This window comes from Massilia sp. Root335, assembly GCF_001425685.1.
GTDB classification, from domain to species: domain Bacteria; phylum Pseudomonadota; class Gammaproteobacteria; order Burkholderiales; family Burkholderiaceae_D; genus Telluria; species Telluria luteola.
The window spans coordinates 46504-67215 of sequence record NZ_LMCY01000044.1 but is presented as its reverse complement, the minus strand read 5'-3'; the positions used below and the strand labels follow the sequence as shown (position 1 = coordinate 67215).

Genomic DNA, 20712 nt, shown 5'->3' with positions numbered 1-20712 from the left:
CATGCAAACGAATCTCGCCGATTTCATCAAGGGCACGCGCGAGGGCGATGAAGCCGACGCGATCCTGCGCGCCTGCGTGCACTGCGGCTTCTGCACCGCCACGTGTCCGACCTATCAACTGCTGGGCGACGAGCTGGATGGCCCGCGCGGCCGCATCTACCTGATCAAGCAGGTGCTGGAAGGGGAGGCGCCCACGCGCAAGACGCAGCTGCACCTGGACCGCTGCCTCACGTGCCGCAACTGCGAAACCACGTGCCCGTCGGGCGTGAAGTACGGACGCCTCGTCGACATCGGCCGCAAGGTCGTCGACGAACGCGTGCCGCGCCCGTTCGCCGACAAGGTCAAGCGCACGACCTTGAAGGAATTCCTGCCGCGGCCGAATCTCTTCAAGCCCGCGTTCAAGGCGGGGCAGATGGTGCGCCCGTTGTTGTCGTCCACGCTGCGGGACAAGCTGCAGCGGGCGCGGGCGCCCGGCCGCCGGCCCACGCGCGAGCACGCCCGCAAGATGCTCGTGCTGGAAGGGTGCGTGCAGCCGGCGATGGCGCCGAACGTCAACGCGGCGACGGCGCGCGTGCTCGATGCGCTGGGCATCCAGCTGCTGTCCGCGCCGCGCGCCGGCTGCTGCGGCGCCGTGCGTTTCCACATGAACGACCAGGACGGCGGGCGCGCCGACATGCGCCGCAACGTCGACGCGTGGTGGCCGTATGTCGAGAGCGGCCAGGTGGAAGCTATCGTGATGACGGCCTCCGGCTGCGGCGTGACGGTGAAGGATTACGGCCACCTGCTCGCGCACGACGCTGCGTATGCGGCAAAGGCCGCGCGCATCGCGGCGCTGACGAAGGACCTGTCGGAAGTGATGTGCGACTTCGAAGGCGAGATCGCGGCGCGGCTCGCGGGCCGCATCCATGAACGCGTCGCATTCCACCCGCCGTGCACCCTGCAGCACGGCCAGCAGATCCGCGGCAAGGTCGAGGGCGTGCTGCGCGCGGCCGGCGTCGACGTCGTGCTGTGCGCGGAAAGCCATCTGTGCTGCGGCTCGGCCGGCACGTATTCCGTGCTGCATCCCGGGATCGCGCACGCGCTGCGCGACCGCAAGCTGGCCAATCTCGAGGCGACGGGCGCGCAGGAATACGTGTCGGCCAACGTGGGGTGCATCTCGCACCTGCAGTCGGGGACGGCGACGCCGGTGACGCACTGGATCGAGCTCGTCGACCGCGCGCTGGCGGGCTGAAAAAGCCGCCGTCCCGTGGTAGCATCGGCGCCCTGTTTCGAAGATCGATGGAGTGGATCGTGAGTTTCGTGTTTCGGCTGATATCCCAGGACGAGGACGCGGCGCCGTCCGTCGCCTTCCAGGACAGCATCAGTCCCGGCTACGTGCCGCTGTGGGAAGCGGTGGGCGTGTACGACGCCCTGTACAACAGCGACGGCCGCGAGGCGCGCGACATCTCGCGCGCCATCGCCTATGGTGTCGACCGCATCGCCGACGACGAAGCGCTGGGCCGCCTGCTGCCGCCGGCCTGCCGGCTGGGAGAAGCGCTGCGCTTTCTGGAGAATGTGCACCGCGGCTGCACGATCCACGCGTCCGCGCGCGTCGAGACGCGCTGACCTGCGCATGATATCGAATTTAGTATTACGAACGTCATAAATACGATTGGTGCGTTCCGTTGTCGATAAGTAGACTGCAATTGCGGTAAATACCCGCCGGTAGTGTGGGGACTATTAAAACGACAACGGAGATCATATGGAAACCATGGCAATGCCCGGCGTGCGTGCGCGCCGGTCCGACTTTCTCGCTCCGCTGACATTCCCGACAGCTTCGGCACTCGACTGATTTTCAGCGGAGTATCCATGAAACGTCTATATTCCTGTCTCGCCATGCTGGCCGGCCTGGCCTGCATCGCTTTCTCGGCGCATGCCGCCATCACCATCAACACGAGCGTCCAGTACAAGATCAAGAACGTCAACAGCGGCCTGGTGCTCGGCATCGACGGCGCCAGCCAGGCCGCGGGTTCAAAAGTGGTCCAGTGGACCGACAACGGCACGGCCGACCACCTGTGGCACTTCATGCCGATGGGGAACGGGCAGTACAACATCGAGAACATGCTGACGCACCAGGTGCTGGGCGTGGCCAATGCCTCGACCGCCGACGGCGCGCAGATCGTGCAGTGGTCCGACAACGGCACGTCCGATCACCTGTGGACCGTCACCCAGGCCGCGGACGGGAACTTCCTGATCCAGAACGTCAACAGCGGCAAGTACCTGGAAGTGTACATGGCGAGTACGTCGACCGCGGCCACCATCGACCAGTGGGGCCTGACCAACTGCACGTGCCAGGAGTGGCAGCTGGTGAATACGCAGGTCAGCCCCTATCCGGCGCCGCGCGCCGTCGCCGGCAACGGCATCTTCGTGCATGACCCGTTCATGCTGCGCGACACCAGCGGCAAATACTGGCTGTACGGTTCGCACCAGACGGTGGCCACGTCGACCGACGGCACCAACTTCACGATGTACACCAGTTGCACCAGCGCGCAGATGGGCGGCTATGCGCCGAACTGCCCGTCGATCGGCCCGGACTTCAGTTCCTGGGGCGGACTGCAGACGCCGAAGGGATGGAACAACGGCGCCAACACGGACGTCTGGGCGCCCAGCATGCTGGTTTCGAACGGCACCTATTACCAGTACTATTCGCTTCCCTACCTGCCCAGCACCGGCGCGGAAGCCGTGATCGGCGTGGCCACCAGTTCGTCGCCGGCAGGGCCGTGGACCGACAAGGGCTTCGTCACCAGGTCGTGGACCAGCACCACCACGCAGCCTGCCTCCGGCTTCTGGGCAACCACCGACAATGCGATCGACCCGGCGCCGTTCAAGGACGCCAGCGGCAACTGGTGGATGGCATGGGGCTCGTGGAGCGACGGCACCCACCTGATGCAGTTGAACCCGAGCACGGGCCTGCAATCGACGACCAACACCACCGTCTACACGCTGGCGCAACGCGGCAACCCGTCGGCCGGCGAGGAAGGCCCGTTCATCTACTACTACAACGGCTACTACTATTACTTCGCGCCGATTAACCTCTGCTGCAACGGCACCACCAGCACCTACCGCACCATCGTGGGCCGGTCCACCAGCGTGACCGGACCGTACGTGGACCGTGGCGGCGTGGCGCTGACGGCGGGCGGCGGCACCATCCTGCTCAGCACCCACGGCAACATCATCGGCCCGGGCGGCGGCAGCGTGTTCACCGACGCCGGCAACAACAACGCGCCGACCTACGTCTACCACTACTACGACGGCAACAACGGCGGCCGCGCGACGCTGGGCATCAACACGCTCGGCTTCACGTCGGACGGCTGGCCCTTCGTCAAGTAAGGACCGGGGACCGCTTCGAACGGGGATGCGCAAGGCCGCGCGGGCGTGTATGCTGCCGGCCATGTCCCGAACCACCATCACCCTCAGCGGCGAATCCGTCGGCCGCGCGCGCATCGAAGCGCTGCTGGCCGACGACACGCTGCTCGTCCTCGAAGACTGCGACCTGACCGGCGCCGACCTGTCGCGCCTGAACCTGCAGGATTGCGTGTTCACCCGCTGCGCGCTGGCCGGAACGTCGTTGTATGCCGCGAACCTGGCGCGCACGCGTTGGCAGCGCTGCCGCGGCGGCCATGCGGATTTCGAATCGGCCGACCTGGTCGACGCGCGCTTCGACGCCTGTGACCTGAACAATGCCGGCTGGCGCCGCGCCAGGCTGGCGTCCGTGGCGTTCCGCGCCTGCAAGCTGACGGGCGCACGCTTCGAGGAAGTGAGCCAGCTGGGGCTCTCGTTCGAGGATTGCCTGCTCGTCGGCGCCGACTTGCGCCGCATGTCGTTCCGCAAGGCGACGTTGCGCGGCCTGGATTTCGCCGACGCCGACCTGTCGGGCTGCGATTTCCGCGACGCCGTGTTCGAAGAAGGGTGCAGCCTGCGCGATGCCCACATCAAGGACACGCGCTTCGATGCGGCCGATTTGCGCGAGGCGGACCTGGGCGGCCTGAAGCTCGCGAACGCGAAGCAGTTCGCCGGCGCCACGATCTCCGCGCGCCAGGCCGCGGAACTGGTGCGGGCGCTGGGATTGAACGTGGCGTAGTGCGCCAAACGGAAACCGGCAGCCTTGCTGTATCATTCGGCTCCTGAAAACGAAGCCCGCATATGCTCATCATCACCATCAAACAGGGCAAGGAAAAGAGCCTGCTGTCCGGCGATCCCTGGATTTACCTCTCGGCCATCGACAAGGTCGAGGGGCGGCCGCAGGAACGCAGCAAGCCCGGCGCCACGGCGGTCGTGCAGACGTCGTCGCGCCAGTTCCTGGCGCGCGCGGCCTATAACGCGAAGTCGCAGATCGCGGCCCGCGTCTGGACCTTGCGCGAGGACGAGCCGGTCGACCACGCGATGATCAAGCGGCGCGTGCAGGCCGCGGTCGCGCGGCGTGCCGTCGCCGTGCGCGGCGCCGATCCGCAAGCCCTGGCGCTGGTGATCGATGGCGAGAAAGACGGCCTGCCGGGCCTCCTGGTGCACAGCTACGGCGGAACCGCCGGTTACCTGGTGTGCCAGTTCAATGCCGCCGGTGTCGACTTGTGGAGGGTGACGATCGTGCAGGCGCTGCTGGCGGCGACGGGATGTCCCAACGTGTTCGAACGCAGCGACGAACTGCTGCGCAAGGGCGAAGGGCTGCCCGTCATCTGGCGTGCGCTGGCCGGCGACGAGCCGCCCCAGCGCCTGATGGTGCGCGATGGCAAGCGCCTGCTTCCGACCGATATCCGGACTGGATTCGTCTATCCGCGCTGAGCGATCGGGGCCAGGCGCTGCTGTCTTGGATTTGCAGGTGCAGGCCTGCCGCGTCCTGCGTGAACGGAACCGCATCGTCGCCGATCCGTTCGACCCGCGCAACCTTGCCAAGCGCCGGCGTCACGGACGCCAGCGTCGCGTCGCGAGTGCTCGGTGAGTATTCTCCCCACCGCCGCCACCCAATCTCATAGAACACCGCCGCCTATTCTCGGCGAAACAATGCACCGGTGCTAAAGAAGGAAGGTCGCGCTACGAGGGGCAAGAAATAGAGAAGCCTCTCCAGATTGTCACTTGGCTGATACATGCCGTCTCCGGTGAATACGGAGGATAGATTACTTCGAGATCCCCGTGCTGCTGGGCGCTGCGCGTGGTGCGTGCGATTCAAAAGGTTCTTCGAGGCAGGCGTATCCGAAGAAGAATGGCAGGGCGGCACTATTTTGAGGTCGCCTGGCCTATATCAACTTATGCAGGCCCTGGTCACTTCCTGACCAGGCTTTGCAACCGTTTCCCTACGCTTTCCGCCAACACCTTCAAGCCTTCTTCATTATTGAGGTATTTAACGTAGCGGATGTGGCGGAGATCGAAAGGAATGTCGGTCTCATGCTGCGCAATCAGGATCACATCCTGACCCAGCGCATGCGCGATCCCGGCTTCGTAGAAGACATTCGCGTTCTTGCCTGTCAGATCGCAAATCACAACTCTGGCACTCGCGATAAGCTTCACGACATCTTCGATAAGCACATGGTGCTCCCAGATTTTGTCGGCACGTAGGCATCGCATACCGGCTGCACTTACTGCGGTTTCCAGCGCTGCAAAAACTCTATTAAACCCACCATCGAATGGCATCATCACCGAGACCAAGTTTGGATCTACTGATCCTTGGGGTAAGGTAAAGACTGTCGGCTGCCGATGGCCCAAGCCTTCAGTGTACAAAACACGAAAGAGATCAGCGTCCTTAACTGCCCAATGATTGGTGTGAAAATCGCCCCAGGATCGCCTTCCAGCAGATATGAAGTTCAGCTGGGGGCCGAGTGACTCAAGGACATCATTGGCAATCGGGGAGATGTCGGAATCGAGTGTGTACTCGATGTGATACTCCGAGTTGTCGCGTCTGATCTTAGTGATCGTGCCAACCCGAGCAAAAGTCCGAACAGCGGGGTCGCTACTGGATTCGTTCGTGATAACCAATGGCATTGACATCAGTGCAGCTTGGTCAAGCACGCCTCCGGGAGCATACTTCTCCTCTATATCAGCGTTCGTACAATTAAAAACACGGTCCGTCCCCAATGTGACTATGCCACGCGGCGAAGTGATCTCTGCGCTAATCACCAAAAAGTTAAACATCAATTGTTCCTTTATCGATCGCCGCTACTTGAAGCTTCCGCAATTGGCCGTCAGCCGCCGAGTTCAGAATTTAAATATTTTAGTAGTTCAGCAGGGGCATCGCCGCTACTGAGTCCTCAATCATTTCGAGTGCAGGAAAGCCCTCACCACTGCGTACAAAAGATGCTTCTGCAATGGTCATCCGCCCCGAAGCGGACTTTTCGACCTCATCTATCCAATGACTCGTCGCGAATTGAACGACCGAGAAGTTGAGGCTCCCAACTATGAAATGAGTCACTTCTAGTAGCATAACCAACAGGAGTCACTGCCTCCCCTGCACCAATGTAGACACCCATGATCTCCCATGCGTCTCCCATCGGTACGTTCGGGATCTTGACGACTGGTCCGCCAGAGCATCCATCACCAGCGACTTCGCTAAGCTCATAAAACGCTTGGCCACGGTAAATGGAGAACGGCAACTCCCTTGAGATTCGTCTCCGGACATACCCTCTGGTAAATATCAAGTCTGGAGTTTGCAGGCCATCTTCATTGTGCTTGGCGCCCATTTCCGCTATGGCAATTGGATAACCCCAGGCATGGTAACTGCACGCCTGATGTTCACTGGACGAACCAATTACCATCCATGATGGCCCCGGCATATATTCGAGCTGTATCACCGCAACATCTTCTGAAGGATGCTTTTCCGCACCCACGATGCGATATGCCGACCACCCCTCATCGGTTACGACGGCCACTGCAGACGATTCCAAGTTAATTTGATCAATGACATGTGCTGCAGTAACAGCAAAGCCCCGCTTCCCGATCAAAAACGCAGTTCCCGCCACTTCTCTAAAAGCGAAGTTTGTGTCCTTCCATTCCCCTGCAAACACCGGGAGCACAACGTCCCGAACTTTCTGATCATTCATTATCGTCTTCCAAGCTGGCCAATTACATTTGCACAATAAATATGGGAAAGCTTGCCAATGGCGGCATCTGACTGTCTGTTCCGGGCCGGACTCGGCCGTTGGCCATAGAGGATAACATCTTGCTCATCTGAAAAATACGCGAAATCTCACGAGCCCGAGTGGCAGTGACCGACGAGAACGATTGGCGGCGATGAATGAGAACCGGGTGGCGGCGGTAAGTGAGAATAGGTGGCGGCGACTGATGAGAACGGGTGGCGGCGGTCAGTGAGAACAGGTGGCGGCAGCAATGAGAATACTCACTCGGCCTGCCGATCGCATACAGCGCGCCGTCCTTGACCGTGAAGCGCCAGTCGCCATCGCCGAAGCGCGTCCAGGCGTGCGTGCCGTAGATCGCTTCTCCATTCCGTTTTAGCCAGGCGCCGATCTCGAGCAATACCGCGCGCTGGTCGTCGGGAATCGTCCCGCCGGCGTTGAGCGCGATATTCAGCAAATAAAAGCCGCCCTTGCTGACGGTATCGATCAACTTGCCGAGGATGGCGCCCGCCGAGCCGATTGTCATGCGGTCCGTGTAGCCCCAGGTGCTGCCGATCGTGTCGTCGACCATCCACGGTCCCGGACGGATGCCGGATGGTGAGCGCGTGCCGACCTTCTCGAAGCCGATGACGGCGCCGATCTGGTGGCGGTCGTCGTTGTCGGGCGCGTACGCCACCCATTTGGTGACGATCGACACGTCCTTGCCCCAGTCGGCCGCACGGTTGTAATAGTAGGCGGCCACGCGCTCGTTCAATGGATCGAGTACCCGCAGGTTCACGCCGTTATCGAAATACAGCAGATCGGGCTGGTACTTGTCGATCAGCTCGAAATTACGCGCCAGCCAATCGGAGAGGAAGCGCGCCATCGCCTGCGGGCTGCGGTCGGCCACGTTGTAGAAGCCGGCCCAGGTCGCGTCGTACAGGTCGGCGTGCTGCGTCCTGAGCCGTGCGTCGAGCGTGTCGGTCGGATTCACGAAGGTGAAATTCTCGACCCCGTGATTGGAGACGCCGAAGCGCAGCCCGGCCTTGCGCACCGCCGCGCCGAGGTCGCCGATCAGGTCGCGGTGCGGCCCCATGCGCTTGGCATTGAACGGCGTGACGGCGCTGTCCCGGAGCGCGAAATTATCGTGGTGTGCGCGGTCGGCATCACTAGGCGTGCGCCGGCACGGCGTACAGTCCCCAATGCAGGAAGATGCCGAACTTGGCGCCGGCGCGCCAGGCCGGCGGATGGTAATGGTGGCGGATCGATTCCCACCTGGCCTGGAATGGCCCTGGCGGCAGCGGCGACGATGGCCGGCGTCGCGGGCGGCCCCATCACGCCATAGTCGTACAGGTTCGACTCGGCATGCCGCCGCGATCGGGTTTGGGGAGTGGGTTAGCGCTGGCGGGCAGGGCGCAGGCCAGCAGGACGAGCAATGCCTTCATCCGGATCGCATGGCGCTGATCGATCCATCGAGTATCCACGAAAACGCAGCGGCGGGACTGTTGCGTGGGGCATTACTCAAGCGGCTGATTATTTGATGGCGTTACCGACCCGAGCGCAGCCAGGAATCGAGTTCGACGTCGCTTGGCGGTTTTGCGAAGATCCTGTCGAGTGTCCAGTGTTTCTTGTCGAGCAAATAGGCAACGCGCAAGTGATACCCGAGGTACAAGCTGCTCGTGGCTCGACTCAGTTCCGGCGCGCCGGCGAGGAATTTTGCGCGATTCGCATCGAAATCGAAATCCCCGCCTTTGCCGACGTAGTCGGGATAGCCTTCCATGAGCCACTCCGGATATCGGGCAACCATCGTGCGCCCGAATCGGCGCGACAAGTCGACGTGCGTAATCTCGTGCGCGATGAAATACGACAGCGGACGATGCTGCTCATCGGGGATCGGATATGGCCAGGGTGACACGACCCGGTTCGCCGCGATGTCCGCCGCACGGATGATCACATGCCGGGTCAACCAGACGTCCGCCACGCCGCCGTACCGCGTACTGAACTTCATCCCGTAGAGCCACATACGCCAGGGCGCGTTGCAGATGTAGATTTCTACCGGAACCGATGCATCGTGCACGGCCGAGGTTTTCAGCCGCCGTGTGACGTCATCCAGCACGGGCCGGATCGCCGGCGAAATGGGCCGGTCCGACCATACCTGATAGATTCCATAAACGGTCCGGTATTCGAACATCGGCTTTGCCCAGATGAGCAGGCACAGATATACGCTGAACAGGACAGCAATAGATATGACACCGGCCATCAGGACGGTGCGGCGGCGGGGGCGGGTAGTGGAAATCATTTATCCGAGCGCTGACGGCGAGGCACGTTTGACTCTGCAGCGAGCGGCGAAATATTGCAGATTTTCGGCATATCGTATTAAGGCCGTGGTATCTATGCCCCATATTAATTCGCTCGCAACCCGATCTCACCAAGCCTGGGCGTGCTTCGTGCGCTCGACGAAGGCACGTCGGTCTGCCGCTTCCGCGTCGATTCCCTTCTTTAATTCGAAACACGCCGCCTTATCACCCTCGTCAGCGATGCCGGAACAATCCTGCGTCCAGGCCGCCGGTGAAGTATGCGTTCGCATGAGCTCAGCCTTTGCGCCGACAAGCTTGTTGCCGTCGATGTGCATGGCGTCGTTAAATGTCATGCCAGTCAGAAGAACCTTGCCATCGCTTACCGTGTAGTCGCCACTCGCCCCAGCCGAAAAGACAAACTTGCCGTTAGCAAGCGTTACGGTTACGGGCGGCCAACTGATGGGCCCCTTCGTCAGGACATACGTTCCATCGACAGTCGGGCCCTTCGAACAGGCGGACAGAAGGATCGCTGCTGTCAACAATGCGGCCGGTTGCCGAATTCGTGCAAAGCGCATATTCCTGAAATGCATTGGTTCTCTCAAAAATAAATGGGAAGCAATAAGGTATCAGATGCGTGAATTGAGAAATGCGCACTTTGTCACCGATTGCTCATCGGGGTCTGCGAATGGCAGCGGCAATCGAGCCGCGCGATCCAGACTCCCGCGCCGTCACCCCGCTCAGCTTGTTGATCATTTCACACGTCGTGGTTTTGCGAGAGAAACAAGATCGCGTTTCTCTCCATAATGGCCGGTTCGTTATAACCGAGTACGCTCATGACCCGTTCCGCCTGCGCCGCGACCCTGGCCCTGGTGTGCACCTTCACCGCCCACGCCGCCGAACCCATCGAAGCAAAAGCCGACGCAAAACCGGTCGAGGCGAAGAAGGCGCCCATCGCCAAGGTCGAGGTCAAGGCCAGGGCCGACGACTACGATCCGCGCCGCGACGACACCGCGAGCAAGACCGTGATGACGCAGGAAGAGATCCTGAAGTACGGCGACACCAATGTGTACGACGTGCTCAAGCGCGCGCCGGGCGTCACGGTCGTGGGCAACAGCATCCGCATGCGCGGGCTGGGCAACGGCTATACGCAGATCCTCGTGAACGGCGAGCGCCCGCCGCCGGGCTTTGCGCTGGATGCCGTGCCGCCCGACCAGATCGAGCGGATCGAGATCATTCGCGCCGCGTCTGCCGAGTTCTCGATGCAGGCGATCGCGGGCACCGTCAACATCGTGCTGAAGAAGGTCGTGGCCAAGCCGCAGAAAGATGGACGGCTCACCATCAACCACGCGGACGAGAAGCAGAGCCAATACCTGAACGCCTCGCTGGCCGACAAGCGCGGCAACCTGTCGTGGTACGTGAACGTGACTGCCCAGCACAACCTGCGCGCAGCGACGAGTACGGAACTGGACCGGTTCACGGCGCCGGACGATACCGTCACGCTGCTGCGCGACGAAGTCGTCGCTCACCGCAACACGAACGTGATCGCCGGCGTCGCGCCGCGCCTGAACTGGCAGCTGTCCGACAACGATCAGTTGAACCTGAGCGGTAACCTGCTGGCGCAGCGCGCCGCGAGCGACGACACGAGCCTGGACACCAATCGCATCGGCGGCCTGCCCGCGCCCGACTATCTGCGCGGGCACGGGCGCAGCGATTCGTCGGGCCGCTTCGTCTCGGCGGAGCTGAACTGGGTCGCCAAACGCTGGGGCGGCAAGCTCGATGCCAAGCTGCGCGCATCGGACGCCGACTTCGGCCTGCGCACCGACCGGCTGATGGCCACGGCCGGCGACGCGCTCCGGTTCGCGCGCCTGCGCGACGGGCGCGTGCGTTTCTCGGGCGCGAGCAGCAGCGGCAAATATACGCGCAGCCTGTTCGACGGGCATGCGCTGGCGGCGGGCTGGGAAATCAGCCGCGAGGAACAGGACTCCAGGGCGCACCGGGTGGACGGCCTGGTGGGCCAGGTGCCGCTCGACTTCATCGAGGCGTTCGATCCGCGCGTGCGCCGCACGGCCGCCTTCGCGCAGGACGAATGGAACGTCACGCGGCAGTGGTCGATGTACCTGGGGGCGCGCTGGGAAGGTATCCGCACCGACAGCAGCGGTTCGGGCCTGGTCGATACCACCTCGAACGCGCACGTGCTTAGCCCCGTCGCGCAGACGCTGTACAAGTTTCCCGACAAGAGCGGGCGCCAGCTGCGCCTCGCGCTGACGCACACGTTCAAGGCGCCGGACACCAACCAGCTGAGCGCGCGCCGCGTCGAGACGGAAACGAACACCCGGTTCAGCGCCGACATCAGCGGCAACCCGGCCCTGCGCCCCGAGCAGGCGAACGGCATCGACGTCACCTACGAGCATTTCTGGGCGCCGGGGGCCGTGTTCTCGGTCGGCGGCTCCCAGCGCCGCATCCGCGACTACATCCGCACGATCCTCGGGCAGGACGCGAACGGCCGCTGGCTGTACCACCCGGTCAACGACGGCAACGCCGTGGTGCGCACGCTCGACGTCGAGGTCAAGTTTCCGCTGAAGGCCGTCATGCGCGCCGGCGCGCCGCCGCTCGACCTGCGCTTCAACCTGAACCGCAACTGGTCGCAGGTCGCGACCGTGCCGGGGCCGGACAACCGGCTCGACCGGCAGATCCCGCTCTCCGCCGTGTTCGGCGCCGACTACAAGAAGGAACCGTTCAGCTGGGGTATCAACCTGGCCTTTCGCGAAGGCGGCATGGTGCGCGTCTCGCAGGAGCAGAGCACGCAGCTGCAGGCGCGCCGCGACGTGGACGGCTACGTCCAGTACTCGCCGCGCAAGGGGCTCGACCTGCGGCTTTCCGTCGGCAATGCGCTGGGCGCGGACGACCTGGGTTACTCGCGCTACCGCGACGCCAGCGGCACCAGCGAAATGTGGACGCGCGGTCCGCAGTCGATCGAACTGCGCTTCAACCTCGGTATGAAATTCTGAGGGCGCAGCTTACTGCTGCAGCGCCTTCTCGACGTCGCCCGCGATGTCTTCGGGTTTGGTCTGCGGCGCATAGCGATGCAGGACGGCGCCGTCGCGGCCGACGAGGAACTTGGTGAAGTTCCACTTGATGCCTTCCGTGCCCAGCACGCCGGGCGCCGCCTGTTTCAGGTGCTGGAACAAAGGATGCGCGGCGTCGCCGTTGACGTCGACCTTGGCGAACATCGGGAAGTTCACGCCGTAGTTCTTTTCGCAGAAGGCGCCGATCTCCGCTTCGCTGCCCGGTTCCTGGCCGCCGAACTGGTTGCAGGGGAAGCCCAGCACTTCCAGGCCGCGCGGGTGCAGTTCGCGGTACAGGGTTTCGAGGCCCTGGTATTGCGGCGTGAAGCCGCATTTGCTGGCGGTGTTGACGATGAGGAGGACCTTGCCGCGGTACTGCGCCAGGTCGACCGGCTTGCCGTCGAGGGAAGTGGCCTGGAAGTCGAACACGTTCATGGGAGTCTCCTGTAAGCTTGCGCTGATCCGAATGCAACAGTGTAAGACAAAGGCGGGCAGGATGCAGACGACCGCGAACATTCCCCTGGCCGCCGGCGCGCTGTTTTACGTGGGCATCATCGCGGGCGGCCCCGCCCGGGGCGGCAGGGCCGTCGTCAGGCTATCCCGCGTCGCGGTGCGTGTTCAGACGAGACCCAGCGCCTCCGTCCCCGCCGAGAAATCGCGATTCTTCGCGTGCTTGCTGTTGAGCTTGATGTTCAGGCGCAGGTCGTTCACGGAGTCCGCGTTGCGCAGCGCATCTTCGTAGCTGATCTTGTCGGCTTCGTACAGGTCGAACAGGGCCTGGTCGAACGTCTGCATGCCCAGCTCGCGCGACTTCTTCATGATCTCCTTGATCTCGTGGACTTCGCCCTTGAAGATCAGGTCCGAGATCAGTGGAGAATTCAGCAGGATCTCCATGGCGACCACGCGCCCCTTCGCTTCCTTCTTCGGAATCAGGCGCTGCGAGATCAGGCCCTTCAGGTTCAGCGAGAGGTCCATCAGGAGCTGCTGGCGGCGCTCTTCCGGGAAGAAGTTGATGATGCGGTCCAGTGCCTGGTTCGAGCTGTTCGCGTGCAGCGTGGCGAGACACAGGTGGCCCGTCTCGGCGAACGCGATCGCGTGTTCCATCGTCTCGCGGTCGCGGATCTCGCCGATCTGGATCACGTCCGGCGCCTGGCGCAGGGAGTTCTTCAGCGCCGCCTCGAAGCTGTCCGTGTCGACGCCGACCTCGCGCTGCGTGATCACGCAGTTCTTGTGCGGGTGGACGAATTCGACCGGGTCTTCGATCGTGATGATGTGGCCGTAGCTGTTCTCGTTGCGGTAGCCGACCATCGTCGCGAGCGTCGTCGATTTGCCGGAGCCGGTGGCGCCGACCATGATCACGAGGCCGCGCTTGGTCATGATCACGTCCTTGAGCACGTCCGGCAGGTCGAGGTCCTCGAACTTCGGGATCGTCGTCGTGATCACGCGCAGCACCATGCCCACGGCACCCATCTGCATGAACGCCGAGACGCGGAAGCGTCCCAGGTCGCCCGGGCTGATGGCGAAGTTGGCTTCCTTGGACAGCTCGAAGCCGGCCGCCTGCTTGTCGTTCATGATGGCGCGCGCCAGGTCGGCCGTGTGCGACCCCGTCAGCGCCTGGCTGGACACGGGTGTCATGCGGCCGTCGATCTTCATCGCCGGCGGAAAGCCGGACGTGATGAACAGGTCTGAACCGCCCTTGCTGACCATCAGGCGCAGCAGGTCGAACATGAATTTGGAGGCCTGGTCGCGTTCCATGTCGGTCCTCGCTGCTTATCCTGGGAAGTTTTCGGGGATCTTGGCGGCGGCGCGTGCGGCCGCGGGCGAGATCACGTTGCGGCGCACGAGGTCCGTCAGGTTCTGGTCCAGCGTCTGCATGCCGACGTTGGAGCCGGTCTGGATCGCGGAATACATCTGCGCGATCTTCGCTTCGCGGATCAGGTTGCGGATGGCCGGCGTGCCGATCATGATCTCGTGCGCGGCCACGCGGCCGGAACCGTCCTTCGTTTTCAGCAGCGTCTGCGAGATCACGGCCTGCAGCGATTCGGACAGCATCGCGCGCACCATCTCCTTTTCCTCGGCCGGGAACACGTCGACGATACGGTCGATGGTCTTCGCGGCCGACGACGTGTGCAAGGTGCCGAACACGAGGTGGCCCGTCTCGGCGGCGGACAGCGCGAGGCGGATCGTCTCCAGGTCGCGCAGCTCGCCGACGAGGATCGCGTCCGGGTCTTCGCGCAGCGCCGAGCGCAGCGCGTTGTTGAAGGACAGCGTGTGCGGGCCCACTTCGCGCTGGTTGATCAGGCACTTCTTCGATTCGTGCACGAATTCGATCGGGTCCTCGATGGTGAGGATGTGGCCGTATTCGTTTTCGTTCAGGTGGTTGACCATCGCGGCCAGCGTCGTCGATTTGCCGGAGCCGGTCGGACCCGTCACGAGCACGAGGCCGCGCGGCCGCATCGCCAGCTCGGTAAATATCTTGGGCGCGTTCAGTTCTTCCAGCGTGAGGATCTTCGACGGAATCGTCCGCATCACGGCCGCCGCGCCGCGTTCCTGGTTGTAGGCGTTGACGCGGAAGCGCGCCAGCCCCGGGATCGCGAACGAGAAGTCGCACTCCAGCATCTCTTCGTACTGCTTGCGCTGGCCGTCGTTCATGATGTCATAGATCATGCCGTGCACGTCCTTGTGCTCCAGCGCCGGCAGGTTGATGCGGCGTACGTCGCCGTGCACGCGGATCATCGGCGGCAGGCCGGATGAGAGGTGCAGGTCCGAGGCCTTGTTCTTCACCGAGAAGGCGAGCAACTCTGAGATGTCCATTTATAATCCTGTGGTGGGGGCCTCGCAAACCTGCTGCGCGTCGGATTTTCGTCCTGCGATGCTCGCCGTACCGTAAGTACGGCTGCGCTTCTCGAACGAAACTCCTTCCGCTCGCTACGGTTTTCGAGGCCCCTTTTGAAGTGCGTAGAACTGCAAAATATTTCCTATAGAAAACCATTATGTCCACAATCGCAGCCAACTTGCAAGCTGTCGAAGCGACAATCCAGGCCGCCTGCGAGGCCGCGCATCGGCCCCGTTCCGAGGTCCGGTTGCTGGCGGTGTCGAAGATGTTTCCCCCTGAAGCCGTGCTGGAAGCGATCGACGCCGGCCAGCGCGCGTTCGGCGAAAACTATGTGCAGGAAGGCGTCGACAAAATCGCCGCTGTGGCAAAAGCGCGACCGGACCTCGTGCTCGAATGGCATTTCATCGGCCCGATCCAGAGCAACAAGACACGCTCCATCGCGGCCGCCTTTCAATGGGTGCACACGGTCGAACGATTGAAAATCGCCCAGCGCCTGTCCGAACAGCGCCCGCCGGAACTGGGCCCGCTCGACATCTGCCTGCAAGTGAACATCAGCGGCGAAGCCACCAAAAGTGGCGTCAAGCCGGAGGAATTGCCGGACCTCGCCAAGGCCGTCGTCCAGCTGCCGAACCTGCGCTTGCGCGGGCTGATGGCGATTCCGGAACCGCAGGCCGATCCGGCCCTGCAACGCGCGCCGTTCGCCCGCCTGCGCGCGCTCGCGCGGGACCTCGCCCGCGCCGGCATCCACCTCGACACGCTGTCGATGGGCATGTCGGGCGACCTGCAATCGGCCGTGCTGGAAGGCGCGACCATCGTGCGCATCGGCAGCGCGATCTTCGGCGCGCGCCACTACGAATAGACAAGCGCGCAACACGCGCGCGAACACAAAGGACACCATGAAGATCAGTTTCATCGGCGGCGGCAACATGGCCACTGCCCTCATCGCCGGCCTGGCCGGCAAGGTCGCTCAACCCGCTGACATCCACGTCGTCGACCCCAACGCCGACGCGCTCGAGCGCCTGCGCACGCAGTACGGCGTGACGACGTCGCCGGACATCGGTGCCACCGTCGCCGCCAGCGACGTCATCGTGCTGGCCGTGAAGCCGCAGCAGATGCGCGACGTGACCGCTCATTTGAGAACTGAGCTGCAATCGCAACCGGCGAACAAGCCGCTGCTGCTGTCGATCGCGGCCGGCATCCGCGGCGCCGACCTGTCGCGCTGGCTCGGCGGCTACGGCGCCATCGTGCGCACGATGCCGAACACGCCCGCGCTGATCGGGCAGGGCATCACGGGCATGGTGGCGATGGCCGGCACCAGCGCGCCGCAAAAGGATGCCGCGGACACCATCATGCGCGCCGTCGGCCAGACCGTGTGGCTGGACGAAGAAAGCCTCATCGATCCGGTGACGGCGGTGTCGGGCAGCGGCCCGGCCTACGTGTTCTACTTCCTCGAAGCGATGCAGCAGGCGGCCGCCGAGATGGGCCTGTCCGCGGAACAGGGCAAGGCGCTGGCGCTGGCGACGTTCACCGGCGCGGCCCAGCTGGCGGCGCAGTCGGACGAACCGGTCGACGTGCTGCGCCAGCGCGTGACGTCGAAGGGCGGCACCACGCACGCCGCCATCACGAGCATGGAAGCGGCCGGTGTCAAGCAGGCAATCGTCGACGCGATGAAGGCCGCCGCCGCGCGCGGGCGCGAGCTGGGCGAGGAGATGGGCAAGGACGCCTGAGCGCAGGCCACGTGCCGTGCACCGGGCCGGCGCGAAAAGAAGTATCGTCGGGTTGCCTGCGCGCGTACGGCGCGTACGGCGCGATCGTCAAGGAGGTCAGCGACATGCACACCGACCCTGCCCGGAACACCTGGCGCTTCGCCCTCACGGCCCGGCTCCTGCACTGGATCGTGGCCGTGCTCATCGTGTGCCAGCTCGGCCTGGGCTGGACCATGATGACGATGGAGGACGACCCCGGTGCCGGCGCCCTGTTCGACCTGCACAAATCCGTCGGCCTGATGGTGTTCGTCCTGGTGGCCGTGCGCCTCGGCTGGCGCCTGGCGCATCCGCCCGCGCCGCTGCCGGCAAGCGTGGCGCCGTGGGAGCGCACCCTCGCGAACCTGGTCGAATGGACGCTGTACGCCTGTCTGGTGGCGATGCCGTTGACCGGCTACCTGGGCGCGTCGCACCAGAAACATCCGCCGGCGTTCTTCGGCCTGCCGCTGCCCGCGTGGGCGGCGCCGGACCACGACCTCGCCGAACGCTTTTTCGGCATCCACGCCGTCATCGCGTGGCTCTTCGCGGCCCTCATCGTTGCGCACGTGGCGGGCGCGCTCAAGCATGCACTGATCGACAGGGATGGCGTCTTTCGCCGCATGTCGCTCGGCCGCAAGGCGCGCGGCGAACCAGGTCGGCAATGAAAAAACGGGAGCCGAAGCTCCCGTCGCCGGCACCGCGTCGCGGCAGTTCAGGCCCGTTTCGACTTGCGGCGGCTGCCCACCAGGCCGGCGAGCCCGAGGCCCAGCAGGGCGATACTGGCGGGTTCGGGAACGGCTTGCGTCACCACCGGCGCGCCGTACCGGAACTGCGTGCGGTTGCCATAGTTCTGGTTAACGCCCTCGGCCGTCACATCGCTGCTGAACGCGTATGCGCGGTCGAACACACCCGCGGGAAGATAATTGGCTTCCACGCCGACGCCTTGCGCCGAACCGGAAATGCGCACGATATCCACGAGCAGGTTACCCATCGACGCATCGTAATTGAACTGGCCGTTGAAGCTGATCAGGGAACCGAAGCTGTTCGGACCGCTGAACGTTTCGGTATCGAAGACCTTGGCATCGGCACCGACGTTGCCGTCGAACGTTGCGCTCAGGCCGCCGACCGCCTTCGTCGTGGTCGACAGCGTCATGCGCCACGTCGACGTGCCGTTCCAGGACGAGCCATTGTTCGGGCTGGCGAAAAAGCTGACCTGGTCGATGCCGATCGCGCCCGACGGCAGCGCCGACGCCTTGTACACCTGCTGGTAGCGGGCGACGCACCAGAACGTGCAGTCCGACGAATAACTGCCATCGTTGGCCATGTCGCCGAGGGTCAGGACGGCGGCGTTGGCCTGGACGGCGCCGAGGGCCAGCAGGAGGGTGATTGCAACATTCTTGAAGGACATTTTTAGTTCCTTTAATTAATATTTGTTGCAATTAATTAAGCAATGTCCGTGCCATGGCTTAAAAATCAAAGGGTTATGAGATTTCTCAAAGAAAATAGAAATTTAATGTAAATAATTTCGACATGTAATCTCGGGAGCCGCCGCCGCGCTTCTTCGCCCGCCAGCCGAGCGGGCCGACGAGGGCGATGCAACAGCAGGGCGCGCAAGTCGCGCGCTTTTTCGATGCCGAGCAAAATGTCCGTTGCGTTTTCGGAAAAATCTGGTAACGTTAACCTATTCGAACAAAAACACGACGGAGAACAGGGAATGCCGGAGACGAAGAACAGCGGCGGCGCCGCGCACGTCACGTCGCACGACGTGGCGCGCAAGGCCGGCGTGTCGGTCATGACGGTGTCGCGCGCCATGAGCGGGGAAGGCTACGTGGCCGAGAAGACGCGCGAAAAGGTGCTGGCCGCCGCGCGCGAACTGGGTTACACGCCGAACCTGTCGGCGCGCATGATGAAGGGCAGCCGCACGAACGTGATCGGCGTGCTGGTCAACGACCTGCTGTCGACGGTGATCAACGAGATCGTCGGCGCGGTCAGCGTCAGCCTGCGCAAGTGCGGCATGGACCTGATCATCTACAACTCGATCGACGAGATCGGCGCGTCCGGCCGCAGCGGCGTGCAGCAGATGATCCGCAACCACTGCGACGGCCTGCTGTTTGTGCTGCCGCGCCTGTCGGACGGCTATATCGAATTCCTCGAGGCGAGCAGCCAGCCGACGGTCCTCGTCAACTACTGCCGCACCGATACGACCCTGCCCGTCGTCAGCGGCGCCAACTACGCGGGCGGCGTGGCCGCGGCCGAGCACCTGCTGGCGCTGGGCCACCGCCGCATCGGCTTCATCGCCGGTTCGCAGCACACGGGCCAGAGCCAGGAGCGCGAGCGCGGCTACAAGGCGGCGCTGCGCAAGGCCGGCATCCGCAGCGACCGCACGCTCGTCGCGCAGGGCGACTTCGGCCAGGGCTCCGGCTTCGAGGCGGCCGGGAAGCTGCTGCGCCTGCCGGACCCGCCCACCGCGATCTTCGCGGCCAACGACGACATGGCGATCGGCGCGATCAACGCCGCGCATTCGCTCGGCCTCGCCGTTCCGGACGACGTGTCGGTGGTCGGCTTCGACGACATCCCCGCCGCGTCGCTGCTGCACCCGCGCCTGACGACCTTGCGCCAGCCGCTGGCGGACATCAGCGCAGCCGCGGTGGCTGAACTGGTCCGCCGCATCAACCACGCGGAAGGGCAGCAGCACCGCATCGAATTCCCCTGCGAGCTGGTGGTGCGCGAATCCACCGCCGCGGCACCGTTGCGCGAAGCGGCCTGACATGGACCCGCTCTCCCGCTCCCAACGCATCGCGCGCGAACTGGCGCGCAACCGCAGCGTGTACGTGATGCTGGCGCCCGTGCTCGCGTACTTCATCGTGTTCCAGTACGTGCCGATGGCGGGCGCCATCATCGCGTTCAAGGATTTCAATCCGGCGTCCGGCATCCACGGCAGCCCGTGGGTCGGCCTGGACTGGTTCCGCCAGTTCTTCGACAGCCTGTTCGTCGGCCGCGTCATTTCGAACACCATCCTGATCAACGTGTACGACGTCCTCGTCGGCTTTCCCGCGCCGATCGTGCTGGCGCTGCTGCTCAACGAACTCACGGGCACGCGCTTCCGCCAGTTCGTCCAGACCGTCACGTACCTGCCGCACTTCATTTCCGTCGTCGTCGTCAGCGGCATGCTGCTGGACTTTTTTGCGCGCGACGGCGTGATCGGCCAGATCGTCGCGAGCCTCGGCGGCACGCCGCAGGCCGTGATGAACGATCCGGACTGGTTCCGCACGGTGTACGTCGGGTCCGAGATCTGGCAGAGCGTGGGCTGGGGCTCGATCATCTACCTGGCCGCGCTGGCGGGCATCAACCCGACCTTGTACGAAGCCGCGCGCATCGACGGCGCCAACCGCTGGCAGCGTCTGCGCCACATCACCCTGCCGGGCCTCCTGCCCATCATCGCCACCTTGCTCGTGCTGCGCCTGGGCCAGATGATGACGGTCGGCTTCGAAAAGATCATCCTGCTCTACAACCCGGCCACGTACGAGACGGCCGACGTGATCTCGACCTATGTGTACCGCCACGGCATCCTCGATGCGAACTACAGCTATGCGGCCGCCGTGGGCCTGTTCAACTCCGCCGTCGCCATGGTCCTGCTGGTGGTGGCGAATAAGCTGAGCCGGCGCTGGTCCGGCACCAGCATCTGGTGATGCC

The 20712-nt window shown here is 63.7% G+C and carries 21 protein-coding genes; 11 read left to right on the top strand and 10 right to left on the bottom strand.

Annotation, left to right across the window (positions count from 1 at the left end; genetic code table 11):
* The first annotated feature begins 1 nt into the window (after position 1).
* The 5 genes from glcF (at position 2) to ASC93_RS22725 (ending at position 4818) form a co-directional block, all read left to right on the top strand.
* Positions 2–1231 (top strand): glycolate oxidase subunit GlcF, encoded by a 1230-nt coding sequence (gene glcF / locus ASC93_RS22745; protein ID WP_056447822.1) that lies wholly within the window; start codon positions 2–4, stop codon positions 1229–1231.
* Positions 1232–1290: 59 nt separating this feature from the next.
* A complete protein-coding gene (locus ASC93_RS22740) occupies positions 1291–1605 on the top strand; it encodes a hypothetical protein (RefSeq protein WP_229412840.1) in 315 nt (104 codons plus the stop codon).
* A gap of 243 nt (positions 1606–1848) precedes the next feature.
* Positions 1849–3369 (top strand): family 43 glycosylhydrolase, encoded by a 1521-nt coding sequence (locus ASC93_RS22735; protein ID WP_082548275.1) that lies wholly within the window; start codon positions 1849–1851, stop codon positions 3367–3369.
* A 61-nt stretch (positions 3370–3430) separates the two neighbouring features.
* Positions 3431–4120 (top strand): pentapeptide repeat-containing protein, encoded by a 690-nt coding sequence (locus ASC93_RS22730; RefSeq protein WP_056448248.1) that lies wholly within the window; start codon positions 3431–3433, stop codon positions 4118–4120.
* A gap of 62 nt (positions 4121–4182) precedes the next feature.
* On the top strand, positions 4183–4818 hold the full coding sequence (locus tag ASC93_RS22725; protein WP_056447813.1) for a hypothetical protein: 636 nt from the start codon (positions 4183–4185) through the stop codon (positions 4816–4818).
* A 477-nt stretch (positions 4819–5295) separates the two neighbouring features.
* Here ASC93_RS22725 and ASC93_RS22720 read toward each other — a convergent pair whose 3' ends face one another.
* The 6 genes from ASC93_RS22720 to ASC93_RS22700 all read right to left on the bottom strand — a co-directional run bounded on the left by ASC93_RS22720 (position 5296) and on the right by ASC93_RS22700 (position 9966).
* Positions 5296–6162 (bottom strand): hypothetical protein, encoded by an 867-nt coding sequence (locus ASC93_RS22720; RefSeq protein WP_056447810.1) that lies wholly within the window; start codon positions 6160–6162, stop codon positions 5296–5298.
* A gap of 206 nt (positions 6163–6368) precedes the next feature.
* Positions 6369–7067: a serine protease gene (locus ASC93_RS30165; protein ID WP_082548274.1), complete on the bottom strand. Its 699-nt coding sequence runs from the start codon at positions 7065–7067 to the stop codon at positions 6369–6371.
* A gap of 22 nt (positions 7068–7089) precedes the next feature.
* Positions 7090–8283, bottom strand: a complete 1194-nt coding sequence (locus tag ASC93_RS22710; protein WP_267874976.1) for an alpha-L-fucosidase — start codon at positions 8281–8283, stop codon at positions 7090–7092.
* Positions 8249–8380 (bottom strand): alpha-L-fucosidase, encoded by a 132-nt coding sequence (locus ASC93_RS32860; protein ID WP_082548289.1) that lies wholly within the window; start codon positions 8378–8380, stop codon positions 8249–8251. The genes ASC93_RS22710 and ASC93_RS32860 overlap by 35 nt, the downstream gene beginning before the upstream one ends.
* 245 nt (positions 8381–8625) lie before the next feature.
* A complete protein-coding gene (locus ASC93_RS22705) occupies positions 8626–9378 on the bottom strand; it encodes a hypothetical protein (protein WP_157202082.1) in 753 nt (250 codons plus the stop codon).
* Between the two features lie 126 nt (positions 9379–9504).
* On the bottom strand, positions 9505–9966 hold the full coding sequence (locus tag ASC93_RS22700; RefSeq protein WP_157202081.1) for a hypothetical protein: 462 nt from the start codon (positions 9964–9966) through the stop codon (positions 9505–9507).
* Positions 9967–10209: 243 nt separating this feature from the next.
* Here ASC93_RS22700 and ASC93_RS22695 point away from each other — a divergent pair, with 243 nt between their 5' ends.
* On the top strand, positions 10210–12384 hold the full coding sequence (locus tag ASC93_RS22695) for a TonB-dependent siderophore receptor (protein ID WP_056447792.1): 2175 nt from the start codon (positions 10210–10212) through the stop codon (positions 12382–12384).
* 9 nt (positions 12385–12393) lie between these two features.
* Here ASC93_RS22695 and ASC93_RS22690 read toward each other — a convergent pair whose 3' ends face one another.
* The 3 genes from ASC93_RS22690 to ASC93_RS22680 form a co-directional block, all read right to left on the bottom strand.
* Positions 12394–12876, bottom strand: a complete 483-nt coding sequence (locus tag ASC93_RS22690; RefSeq protein WP_056447789.1) for a glutathione peroxidase — start codon at positions 12874–12876, stop codon at positions 12394–12396.
* 183 nt (positions 12877–13059) lie between these two features.
* Positions 13060–14196 (bottom strand): PilT/PilU family type 4a pilus ATPase, encoded by a 1137-nt coding sequence (locus ASC93_RS22685; RefSeq protein ID WP_056447786.1) that lies wholly within the window; start codon positions 14194–14196, stop codon positions 13060–13062.
* 15 nt (positions 14197–14211) lie between these two features.
* Positions 14212–15255: a type IV pilus twitching motility protein PilT gene (locus ASC93_RS22680; RefSeq protein ID WP_056447783.1), complete on the bottom strand. Its 1044-nt coding sequence runs from the start codon at positions 15253–15255 to the stop codon at positions 14212–14214.
* A 179-nt stretch (positions 15256–15434) separates the two neighbouring features.
* Between ASC93_RS22680 and ASC93_RS22675 the strand changes: the two genes are divergently transcribed.
* From ASC93_RS22675 to ASC93_RS22665, 3 genes are all read left to right on the top strand, one after another.
* Positions 15435–16136: a YggS family pyridoxal phosphate-dependent enzyme gene (locus ASC93_RS22675; protein ID WP_056447780.1), complete on the top strand. Its 702-nt coding sequence runs from the start codon at positions 15435–15437 to the stop codon at positions 16134–16136.
* A gap of 37 nt (positions 16137–16173) precedes the next feature.
* The gene (gene proC, locus ASC93_RS22670; RefSeq protein ID WP_056447777.1) at positions 16174–17004 is read left to right on the top strand and encodes a pyrroline-5-carboxylate reductase; all 831 of its coding nucleotides are present in this window, start codon (positions 16174–16176) and stop codon (positions 17002–17004) included.
* Positions 17005–17108: 104 nt separating this feature from the next.
* Positions 17109–17684: a cytochrome b gene (locus ASC93_RS22665; protein WP_056448243.1), complete on the top strand. Its 576-nt coding sequence runs from the start codon at positions 17109–17111 to the stop codon at positions 17682–17684.
* 47 nt (positions 17685–17731) lie between these two features.
* On the opposite strand, the gene ASC93_RS32375 is transcribed toward ASC93_RS22665, so the two are convergent.
* The gene (locus ASC93_RS32375; protein ID WP_056447773.1) at positions 17732–18427 is read right to left on the bottom strand and encodes a PEP-CTERM sorting domain-containing protein; all 696 of its coding nucleotides are present in this window, start codon (positions 18425–18427) and stop codon (positions 17732–17734) included.
* Positions 18428–18733: 306 nt separating this feature from the next.
* Here ASC93_RS32375 and ASC93_RS22655 point away from each other — a divergent pair, with 306 nt between their 5' ends.
* On the top strand, positions 18734–19786 hold the full coding sequence (locus ASC93_RS22655) for a LacI family DNA-binding transcriptional regulator (protein ID WP_056447765.1): 1053 nt from the start codon (positions 18734–18736) through the stop codon (positions 19784–19786).
* Between the two features lies 1 nt (position 19787).
* Positions 19788–20708, top strand: a complete 921-nt coding sequence (locus ASC93_RS22650; protein ID WP_056447762.1) for a sugar ABC transporter permease — start codon at positions 19788–19790, stop codon at positions 20706–20708.
* Positions 20709–20712: the final 4 nt, after the last annotated feature.

What these genes read in the sequence shown, in the direction of transcription:
- glcF (WP_056447822.1), top strand. Translation starts at nt 2, where the DNA reads ATGCAAACGAATCTCGCCGATTTCATCAAGGGCACGCGCGAGGGCGAT.
- ASC93_RS22735 (WP_082548275.1), top strand. Translation starts at nt 1,849, where the DNA reads ATGAAACGTCTATATTCCTGTCTCGCCATGCTGGCCGGCCTGGCCTGC.
- ASC93_RS22730 (WP_056448248.1), top strand. Translation starts at nt 3,431, where the DNA reads ATGTCCCGAACCACCATCACCCTCAGCGGCGAATCCGTCGGCCGCGCG.
- ASC93_RS22725 (WP_056447813.1), top strand. Translation starts at nt 4,183, where the DNA reads ATGCTCATCATCACCATCAAACAGGGCAAGGAAAAGAGCCTGCTGTCC.
- ASC93_RS22720 (WP_056447810.1), bottom strand. Translation starts at nt 6,162, where the DNA reads ATGTTTAACTTTTTGGTGATTAGCGCAGAGATCACTTCGCCGCGTGGC.
- ASC93_RS30165 (WP_082548274.1), bottom strand. Translation starts at nt 7,067, where the DNA reads ATGAATGATCAGAAAGTTCGGGACGTTGTGCTCCCGGTGTTTGCAGGG.
- ASC93_RS22705 (WP_157202082.1), bottom strand. Translation starts at nt 9,378, where the DNA reads ATGATTTCCACTACCCGCCCCCGCCGCCGCACCGTCCTGATGGCCGGT.
- ASC93_RS22700 (WP_157202081.1), bottom strand. Translation starts at nt 9,966, where the DNA reads ATGCATTTCAGGAATATGCGCTTTGCACGAATTCGGCAACCGGCCGCA.
- ASC93_RS22695 (WP_056447792.1), top strand. Translation starts at nt 10,210, where the DNA reads ATGACCCGTTCCGCCTGCGCCGCGACCCTGGCCCTGGTGTGCACCTTC.
- ASC93_RS22690 (WP_056447789.1), bottom strand. Translation starts at nt 12,876, where the DNA reads ATGAACGTGTTCGACTTCCAGGCCACTTCCCTCGACGGCAAGCCGGTC.
- ASC93_RS22685 (WP_056447786.1), bottom strand. Translation starts at nt 14,196, where the DNA reads ATGGAACGCGACCAGGCCTCCAAATTCATGTTCGACCTGCTGCGCCTG.
- ASC93_RS22680 (WP_056447783.1), bottom strand. Translation starts at nt 15,255, where the DNA reads ATGGACATCTCAGAGTTGCTCGCCTTCTCGGTGAAGAACAAGGCCTCG.
- ASC93_RS22675 (WP_056447780.1), top strand. Translation starts at nt 15,435, where the DNA reads ATGTCCACAATCGCAGCCAACTTGCAAGCTGTCGAAGCGACAATCCAG.
- proC (WP_056447777.1), top strand. Translation starts at nt 16,174, where the DNA reads ATGAAGATCAGTTTCATCGGCGGCGGCAACATGGCCACTGCCCTCATC.
- ASC93_RS22665 (WP_056448243.1), top strand. Translation starts at nt 17,109, where the DNA reads ATGCACACCGACCCTGCCCGGAACACCTGGCGCTTCGCCCTCACGGCC.
- ASC93_RS32375 (WP_056447773.1), bottom strand. Translation starts at nt 18,427, where the DNA reads ATGTCCTTCAAGAATGTTGCAATCACCCTCCTGCTGGCCCTCGGCGCC.
- ASC93_RS22655 (WP_056447765.1), top strand. Translation starts at nt 18,734, where the DNA reads ATGCCGGAGACGAAGAACAGCGGCGGCGCCGCGCACGTCACGTCGCAC.
- ASC93_RS22650 (WP_056447762.1), top strand. Translation starts at nt 19,788, where the DNA reads ATGGACCCGCTCTCCCGCTCCCAACGCATCGCGCGCGAACTGGCGCGC.